We start from the raw sequence: 8,440 nt of genomic DNA, 5'->3' as shown, positions 1-8,440 counted from the left end.
TGTCAACTAAGTTTTTTTATTTCGTTTGTCGTGTTTTGCGTTATTGCATCGGCGACTTGTTCTATATTACACCTCTATCTTCTAATCGTCAATACCTTTTATCCTTTTTATTTTATAAATTATAAAGGGTATTGAACCTTCTTCATTTATACTGTGTCCCTAGAGATTAACAAACTGGTGCAGTCACTTTCATAATCGACAGTTTATACTTTCTTTCTTACCACTTACACCTTTCTAAAGAATGAATATCAAGCCAAACAAATATATATTAAAGGTAGCATTTTTATTTCGAGTACATTCCAGCTACATTCACAATTATCTCCTACCACTTCTCTCTAGGGAATTATAAATGCACCATACATTTACTAAAACTCTAATTAACTTAGGAGGCGTTATGAAATGCATGTTAATAAGAAGATCATTTATGTATCCCATGATGCCCATTTCCACGGAGCACAGCTGCTTTCTTTACATACCATTAAAGCTCTTAAAGAAAACTTTCAATACTCCGTCGCAATTATTTCTATTGGAACGGGCATTTTAATCCAAGATTTTCAAAAATATGGTCCTGTTTATTGCCTAGAGGAAAACTACCCGACGGAAGAAAAAATCGAATTATTAATAAAGAAGTTATTATCACAAGACTATACCATTGCCATATGTAGTACCGTCATAAGTGGTGATATAGTTGCATTACTAGCTAAACACAATATAAAAGTTATTTCATTAATACATGAATTGCCGCATTTAATACAACAGTACTCTGCCGAGGGAAAAGCTAGAAACATTGCCGAGTTTGCTTACAAAGTTGTCTTCCCTTCACAGTACGTGTATGAAAAATTCCTTACAATCACCCAATTAGACCATCAAAAGTGCCACATTCTCCCCCAAGGTTTATTTAACCATAATCCTTATAAGAACAATATTGCAAAAGCTAGAAACGAATTACGAAAAAAACACAACCTGCCTCTAGATAGCAAAATCATTTTGGGGGTAGGTTTCGCTGATCATCGAAAAGGGATAGATTTATTCTCACTTATTGCTTACTCAGTAAGAAAAATTCATAAGAATATTCATTTTATCTGGGTTGGGAAAGCAGATGTTCATTTTTTAAATACGCTATCCCAAAGATATACAGCACATTTCACGTTAGTGGAGCCCACTCCAGATATCGGTTTATATAATGCCGGGGCTGATTTATATTTATTAACTTCAAGAGAAGATCCTTTTCCAAATGTTGTTTTAGAAGCATTAGATACAAAACTCCCTGTTATAGGGTTTAAAAACGCTGGAGGTTTTGAAGATGTTGTTACGGAACAAACTGGCGCTTTAGTAGACTTTTTAAATTTACCGAAGATGTTGGAAAGAATATATGAATTTCTTGGAGATGAAGATTTACGATTACACAAAGGGAGATTTGGGCAAGAACTTATCGAAAAAGAGTTCAACTTCCTTCATTACATTTATCAATTATTAGGCCTGCTTGAGCATAATTATAAAAAAATAAGCGTGATCTTACCGAACTATAATTACGAAAAATACTTACCTGATCGAGTTAAATCCATATTAAACCAAACCTATCCCCTTTACGAACTAATTTTCCTAGACGATGCCTCTAATGACAATAGTGTATCTATATTTGAACAGTTGCTCTCAAACGAAAATAAGTCCCATCTAAAAGTTCAGCAAATTATTAATGATAGAAACTCTGGTTCTGTATTTAAACAATGGATAAAAGGCGTCTCTGCAGCAACCGGTGATTATATTTGGATTGCAGAGGCGGATGACTTATGTGATCAGACATTTTTAGAAGAAGCAATACAAGGGTTTCATATAAATAGTGATGTTACCTTAAGCTACACTCAATCAAAACAAATAGATGAACAAGGACGTATCCTAGCCAATCATTATTTAGATTACACAAATGATATTGATAAAGAAAAATGGAAGAGTTCTTATTTTCGCAAAGGGACAGATGAAATACAAGATACGTTACTTATCAAAAACACCATACCTAATGTCTCAAGTGTAGTTTTTAAAAACATAGATATACAAAAAACAAAACAACAATTAGAAAAGTTTAAAGTAGCTGGTGATTGGTTTTTCTATGTTTCTATTCTTAAAGAGGGGAATATTTATTTCAATCCAAAACCTCTAAACTATCATAGACGACATACAAATAGTGTAACGAGAACAGAAGATTCATATTCCCATTACAGTGAAGTTGTACAAATGCAAAATTTCATTAAAGAAACCTTTACTATCGACGACATTTCAAAAAAGAAAATGTACGCATATAGAAAGTACATTAAAGCATATTTGAAGATTTAATTATATATTTTCTTTTCCATCAGTATCTCTTGTAAGACCTTACTATTATTTAAGGGGGTTACTCTTTGAAAGAATTTATAGAGGCACATAAAGATTTGATTTCTCAAATTGCACACAACTACAATGTAAATGCAAGTATCCATCCAGAGGATCATATCTTTCAATTCCTTGTCACTAATCCAGTCTTCCCATCAAAAAAGGAAGCGATAGATTATTATTTTAAAGACGGGAGAAAATCAGCAGAAACACTCTTAGATTTAATTACTTCCTTTTATCCTCCTGTAGACACTCCAATTAAATTATTAGAATTCGCATCCGGATATGGCTGCGTAACACGTCATTTATTAAACCTACAAACGAACTTACGTATAACTACCTGTGATATACATGAAGAAGCTATTACTTTTATTGAAAGTACATTAAATACTTCTTCTATCTTATCTCACCCTGAACCTGAACAAGTAAAATTAGCCTCGTCTACGTACGATATCGTTTTTTGTCTATCCTTTTTTTCTCATATGCCTGATACAACTTGGCTTCGTTGGCTTCAAACATTGTATAATGCTGTTTCCCCTGGCGGATTATTCATTTTCACAACTCATGGATATCAAAGTAAAAAGCACTTCAACTGTCCAGATTTAAATAAACAAGGTTATTGGTTTCTTCCCTCTAGTGAACAACTCGATTTAGATGTTAATCAATATGGGCAAACGATTGTTAGCCCCTCTTACGTATGTGACAAAATTAAATTATTACCTTATAACCCTATCATCCAAAAGTACTCTGAAGGTTTTTGGTGGGAACATCAAGACCTTTGGGTAATAAAAAAAGAAATAAAATAATAAACCACGCTCTACTTATACAGAAGTAGGGCATGGCTTATTATTTTTTACTATATAAGAACTCTTCAATCCATAGCTTATTTAATCTAATTCCACTTTTGAAATCTATTTTCGGTTCCCAATTACATTCTCGTCTTACCCTATCTATATTTAAAATGATTTGTTGAACATTTTCTTGCTTTTGTTTATAACAGATAAAATCCACTTTTCTTTCCGTTAATTTCTCCAATTCTACTATAATTCGTTTTAAAGAGAGACCCTTGCCACTTCCTATGTTATACACACAAGATTTCAAGCGATTTAATTGTGATAGTTGTATAGTGATTTCAACTAAATCATCGATATAAATATAATCTCGAATAATCTCTTGTGGATTCCCATATATATTAATCTTTTCATTACTGAGATGCTGATACAAAAAACAATTTATTGCCCCGACTTTCTTTAAAGGATTTTGATATTTCCCATATGGATTAGAATATCTACATACAACATAGTCAATTCCATATTTTCTCTTATAAAAGTACAAATAATTTTCAAGCGACACTTTTGTTATTCCATAAGGAGAAAGTGGTTTTAATGGATGTTCCTCATTAATAGGTAAATATTCCGGTTCACCATAAACTGTGCCTCCAGAAGATGCTAATACAATTTTTTTAATAGGAAAAGTTTTAACACTTTCCATGAAATTAAGAAAAAAAAAGCTACTGTTCATATCTCCGAAAACATCTTCAATTGAAGTTGCTACATTTGACGTTGCAGCTAAGTAAATAATAATATCCACATTTACTAAAGCTTTATATATATCTTCAACATTTGCTAAATCCCCTTTAATAAATTCAACCTCACTTATAATATTTTGAGGAAAATTATTTATATGTCTGGAAAATACTTTTACATTTTGACCTTGTTTCAATAAACCTAATGCGAGGTTAATACCAATGAAACTATTTCCACCTACTATTAAATAATTATTCTTCCCCATAATATCCTCTCTAGTAATAAGATTTTTACTTATCACACCTAGAAATACAAATAAATGAACTTGGTCATATCTATTATTCATTCTCTTATAATTGTATGCCTCTTATACATTTTCATTATCTTTATTTTACATTCCCCTTTTAGAATCGCTATCTTATTTAAGATGACAGCAAAATACACTCATAATATTTACTCATTTCCATGAATATATTGGATTAATAAAAAATCCTCTTCCTATACCTTAAAAAAAGGAGTGTTAAACTCATGAAAAATATACATCAAGAACTTTTAAATTATGTAACCCTACATAAAGATCGAATTCCACATTTCCATAAAGACTTTCCACTTATACTATTCTGGAGCCACAGGAGCGGATGTACTACATTAGCTAATTGGTTCTTTTTTCAAATTGGATTATTTCCTGAAGCAAAGAAATACAATGATTTTATTCATTACTATGAGTTCTGGGTATATAAAAATAACCCCAATTATATACAGGCGTTACATAGCGGTCTGCTAGAATCAAAAAAACATGTTTGTAAACTCGTACGAAATCCCTATACAAGGGCCGTTAGCTCATTTTTATTACTTGCTGACAATCCTTATGCTAGCCCTCAATGGGATAGTATCCGAAAGTGTTTTTATAATGACAAGCATAGTAAACAAGGAATATCATTCAAACAATTTTTATATTACGTTCAAGCACTTGGTTCCAATTCTCAAGTAATAGATATGCACTTTAGTCAACAATACGTCCAAGGTGAAGAAGCCTTTATCCAACGCTATATACCTTTAGAAGATTTTAATAAGCAAATTCCCAAAATAGAAAACGAATACGGTTTAATTAAATCCGACCTAACAAAACTTACAAGTTCAGGTCATCATCGCGCTCACAAGATGGTTTATACAGGAAGCTATGCAGAGCTTAGTATTACAGATGAAGCCTTTCCCCAATTTCCAACATACGCAAGCTTTTATGACAAAGAAACAATGGATTTAGTTACAGAAATATATGCAAAGGACTTTGAAATGTATCCATACACGAAAGGGATATTTTAAGTCTATATATTCTTCAATGAATAAAAGCAAATATATCGCATAGCATAAAGTGAAACTTTAATTAGCGGTGGGGTTCTCCCCCGTTGATTATTTCTTTCTACCAATCTTACTTTTATGGGTTCCCTAATTTTCCCCCACTCAATTTGATTTAGTTGATTGGTGACGTGTGTGCCATATGCATTTTTTACACAGGAGTGATGTCATGTGGAAGGTAATTTGAAGCACAATAATGGATACTGCGTTATTTGTGAGAAGGAAGCTACATTTATAGAGCATAATGATTGGCTTAGAGATCACTACTTATGTTCTACATGCCACTCTATACCAAGGCAGCGAGCTTTAATCCATGTTTTAAATACATTTTTTCCGAAATGGGGTTCCTATCATATCCACGAATCCTCTCCTGGCGGGATTACAACTCAACTACTAATAAAAAACTGCAAAAACTATACATATTCTCAATACTTTAAAAACTACCCTCTCGGCCAATACTTTCAAGGAATTAGATGTGAGAACTTAGAAAACATGACTTTTCCAAATGAATCTTTTGATTTGTTTATTACTCAAGATGTCTTTGAACATGTAATGGAGCCAAACAAAGCCTTTAAAGAAATAGAGCGTATCTTAAAACCTGGCGGTGCTCATGTATTTACTGTTCCTTGGTATCATACACTCCCAAAGACTTTACAACGAGCAAGAATCAATAAAGAAGGAATTGAGTATATTGAAGAGCCAATTTATCACGGAAATCCTATAGATGAGAATGGGTCTTTAGTAACATTTGATTGGGGCCAAGATATGATTGAATATATTTATACACATGCAAATATGTATACCATTGTTTATTTACAAAAGGATAGATCACTAGGGTTAGATGCTGAATTTTTGCATGTTTTTGTTAGTAAAAAACAAGTAGATAGTTGTTAATCACTACATCATTCGGAGGTTTAACAAATGCATAACTTTAAGTTAGGAAGTGATTTTGATAACCTTGTTAGTCCACTATCTGATATTGAACTTCTAAATCTATTTATACAAAGTTGCTCACAAACAAAGATCAACGGCATCCCAGTACCTATGTTCCCCCCTGAAGAAATTCAACAACAATTTGTAGGTGCTTCCTATGAACATGCTCTTTATGAAGCATATTTGTTTTATAGCCATGTAAAAACATATGCCCAAAATTTAGGTGTTCCTTTGAATAAAGAACGTAAAATTTTAGACTTCGGTTGCGGATGGGGAAGAATTATACGCTTCTTTTTCAGAGATGTTCATGATGAAAATTTACTTGGTATTGATGTAGATCCCGCAATGATTAATATTTGCAATGAAACGTTAGGAAGAGGGATATATAAAACAGCCAATCCACACCCACCTGTAGAATTTATTAGTGATAATTCATTAGACATCATATTTGCTTATTCTGTATTCTCACATTTATCCGAAGAAACTGCAGAACATTGGATAAAGGAATTTTCAAGAATTCTTCGTCCAGGTGGAATCTTCATTGGAACAACACAAGCACGCTATTTTCTCGATTTCTGTCAACAATTCAAGGAACACCCTGAATTAATTCAAACCGGGTGGCATAAAACTTTATCTCAGGCTTTTCCAAATATAAATCGTGCCATCTCAGATTATGACAGTGGCAATTTTGTTCACAGTCCTACAGGGGCAGGAGACGTTAGAAATAGTAGTTTTTACGGAGAAACTGTTATACCTAGAATTTATATTAAAAATCACTATGAGAAGTATTTAAAGCTACGGGACTTTTTTGATGATGTAAATCGATTACCCCAAGCCCTATTTGTTCTCCAAAAAGATTAACCCTTTTCGTTCATGGTAATGCACGTAATTTCATAATGAACATCATTTTTCATCGCAGCCATATATTGAATCATCCAAGATTTCCATATCAAATAAATTGTAAAACTGAATTCAATATAGAGCATACCAAAACAGCAAGTAAATAACATATCTCACACTTTAGAATGGAGCCCAAAAACCAAAAGTAACTTCCCACCACTTGCACTGTGAAGAACATAAGGGGGATATATCTTGAAAATAATCGCTTTTTACTTACCACAGTTTCATCGAATAAAAGAAAATGACCGATGGTGGGGTAAAGGTTTTACTGAATGGACAAATACTAAAAGTGCACGACCTTTATTTTCAGGACATTATCAACCTAGAGAACCTTATCAAGATTTTTATTATGACTTAACCACCCCATCCGTAAGAAAGTGGCAAGCAGAAATCGCTAAAGCACACGGAATATATGGTTTTTGTTATTATCATTACTGGTTTAAAGGAAAGAGGCTTTTGGAGACACCCTTTAATGAAGTACTTAAGATAAAGGAACCCAATTTTCCATTTTGCCTTTCTTGGGCAAATGAACCGTGGACAAAAACTTGGGATGGTCTTGATAGTCACATATTAATGCCTCAAAATTACGGAGAGTTATCGGATTGGAAAGAACACTTTGAGTATTTATTACAAGCTTTCCAAGATGAGAGATATATACGTATAGATGATAAACCATTATTCATTATTTATCGTCCTGGTCATATCCCTGATTGTGAGCAAATGCTCAATTATTGGAATACACTCGCCCAGGAAAATGGTTTGAAAGGTATATATTTTGCAGAAACATTAAACAGCTTTCCACTTCCTAATATAGATGGATTCGATGCTAGCATTCAATTTGAGCCTTTTTATACAATTGCTCATGATAGCTCTTCAGACATAAATAAAACCATATACGAGTCTGGTAAACAAATAAACGCTTGGGATTACGATAAAGTGTGGATGTATATATTAAAGCGATCTCCTTCAGAGAAAAAAACATTCCCTGGTGCCTTTGTTGACTGGGACAACACAGCACGCCGCAAAGACTTAAATAGCAGCATCTTCCTAGGTTCTACCCCTGAGAAGTTCACAATATATTTAAGCAAGCAAATCCATCGTACCTATTCTCTTTACAAAAGCGAGTTTTTATTTATTAATGCATGGAATGAATGGGCAGAAGGTACTTACTTAGAACCAGATAAAAGACATGGATTTGCCTATTTAGAAGGAGTTAAACAGGCAATTAACAGAGGTATGAAAGCATACAAAAAAGACGAGTCATTCTGACTCGTCTTAAGATTGCTTGGCGACGTCCTACTCTCACAGGGACAAGGTCCCAACTACCATCGGCGCTAGAGAGCTTAACTTCCGTGTTC

General features: G+C 33.2%; 7 protein-coding genes. 6 read left to right on the top strand and 1 reads right to left on the bottom strand.

The features are described from left to right. The first annotated feature begins 399 nt into the window (after positions 1-399). Both V7S50_RS33785 and V7S50_RS33780 read left to right on the top strand, forming a co-directional pair. Positions 400-2,331: a glycosyltransferase gene (locus tag V7S50_RS33785; protein WP_242256802.1), complete on the top strand. Its 1,932-nt coding sequence runs from the start codon at positions 400-402 to the stop codon at positions 2,329-2,331. Between the two features lie 65 nt (positions 2,332-2,396). Then, the gene (locus V7S50_RS33780; protein ID WP_242256805.1) at positions 2,397-3,173 is read left to right on the top strand and encodes a class I SAM-dependent methyltransferase; all 777 of its coding nucleotides are present in this window, start codon (positions 2,397-2,399) and stop codon (positions 3,171-3,173) included. Positions 3,174-3,213: 40 nt separating this feature from the next. On the opposite strand, the gene V7S50_RS33775 is transcribed toward V7S50_RS33780, so the two are convergent. Then, the gene (locus V7S50_RS33775; protein WP_242256816.1) at positions 3,214-4,158 is read right to left on the bottom strand and encodes an NAD-dependent epimerase/dehydratase family protein; all 945 of its coding nucleotides are present in this window, start codon (positions 4,156-4,158) and stop codon (positions 3,214-3,216) included. A gap of 263 nt (positions 4,159-4,421) precedes the next feature. Here V7S50_RS33775 and V7S50_RS33770 point away from each other — a divergent pair, with 263 nt between their 5' ends. From V7S50_RS33770 to V7S50_RS33755, 4 genes are all read left to right on the top strand, one after another. Continuing rightward, complete coding sequence (locus V7S50_RS33770; RefSeq protein WP_063221716.1) at positions 4,422-5,216, top strand: sulfotransferase family 2 domain-containing protein; 795 nt, start codon at positions 4,422-4,424, stop codon at positions 5,214-5,216. A gap of 204 nt (positions 5,217-5,420) precedes the next feature. Continuing rightward, the gene (locus tag V7S50_RS33765) at positions 5,421-6,143 is read left to right on the top strand and encodes a class I SAM-dependent methyltransferase (RefSeq protein WP_242256810.1); all 723 of its coding nucleotides are present in this window, start codon (positions 5,421-5,423) and stop codon (positions 6,141-6,143) included. A 27-nt stretch (positions 6,144-6,170) separates the two neighbouring features. After that, a complete protein-coding gene (locus tag V7S50_RS33760; protein WP_242256812.1) occupies positions 6,171-7,043 on the top strand; it encodes a class I SAM-dependent methyltransferase in 873 nt (290 codons plus the stop codon). Between the two features lie 231 nt (positions 7,044-7,274). After that, on the top strand, positions 7,275-8,351 hold the full coding sequence (locus tag V7S50_RS33755) for a glycosyltransferase WbsX family protein (protein WP_242256814.1): 1,077 nt from the start codon (positions 7,275-7,277) through the stop codon (positions 8,349-8,351). Positions 8,352-8,440: the final 89 nt, after the last annotated feature.

It is taken from the genome of Bacillus sp. CCNWLW194, from assembly GCF_037120585.1.
Taxonomy (GTDB): domain Bacteria; phylum Bacillota; class Bacilli; order Bacillales; family Bacillaceae_G; genus Bacillus_A; species Bacillus_A basilensis.
Note: the sequence above shows the minus strand (reverse complement) of the source record. Positions and strands in the feature narration are given on the sequence as shown.

Bases quoted from the DNA above. Each gene is read 5' to 3' on its own strand.
- V7S50_RS33760 (WP_242256812.1), top strand. From the start codon at position 6,171: ATGCATAACTTTAAGTTAGGAAGTGATTTTGATAACCTTGTTAGTCCA.
- V7S50_RS33785 (WP_242256802.1), top strand. From the start codon at position 400: ATGCATGTTAATAAGAAGATCATTTATGTATCCCATGATGCCCATTTC.
- V7S50_RS33770 (WP_063221716.1), top strand. From the start codon at position 4,422: ATGAAAAATATACATCAAGAACTTTTAAATTATGTAACCCTACATAAA.
- V7S50_RS33775 (WP_242256816.1), bottom strand. From the start codon at position 4,158: ATGGGGAAGAATAATTATTTAATAGTAGGTGGAAATAGTTTCATTGGT.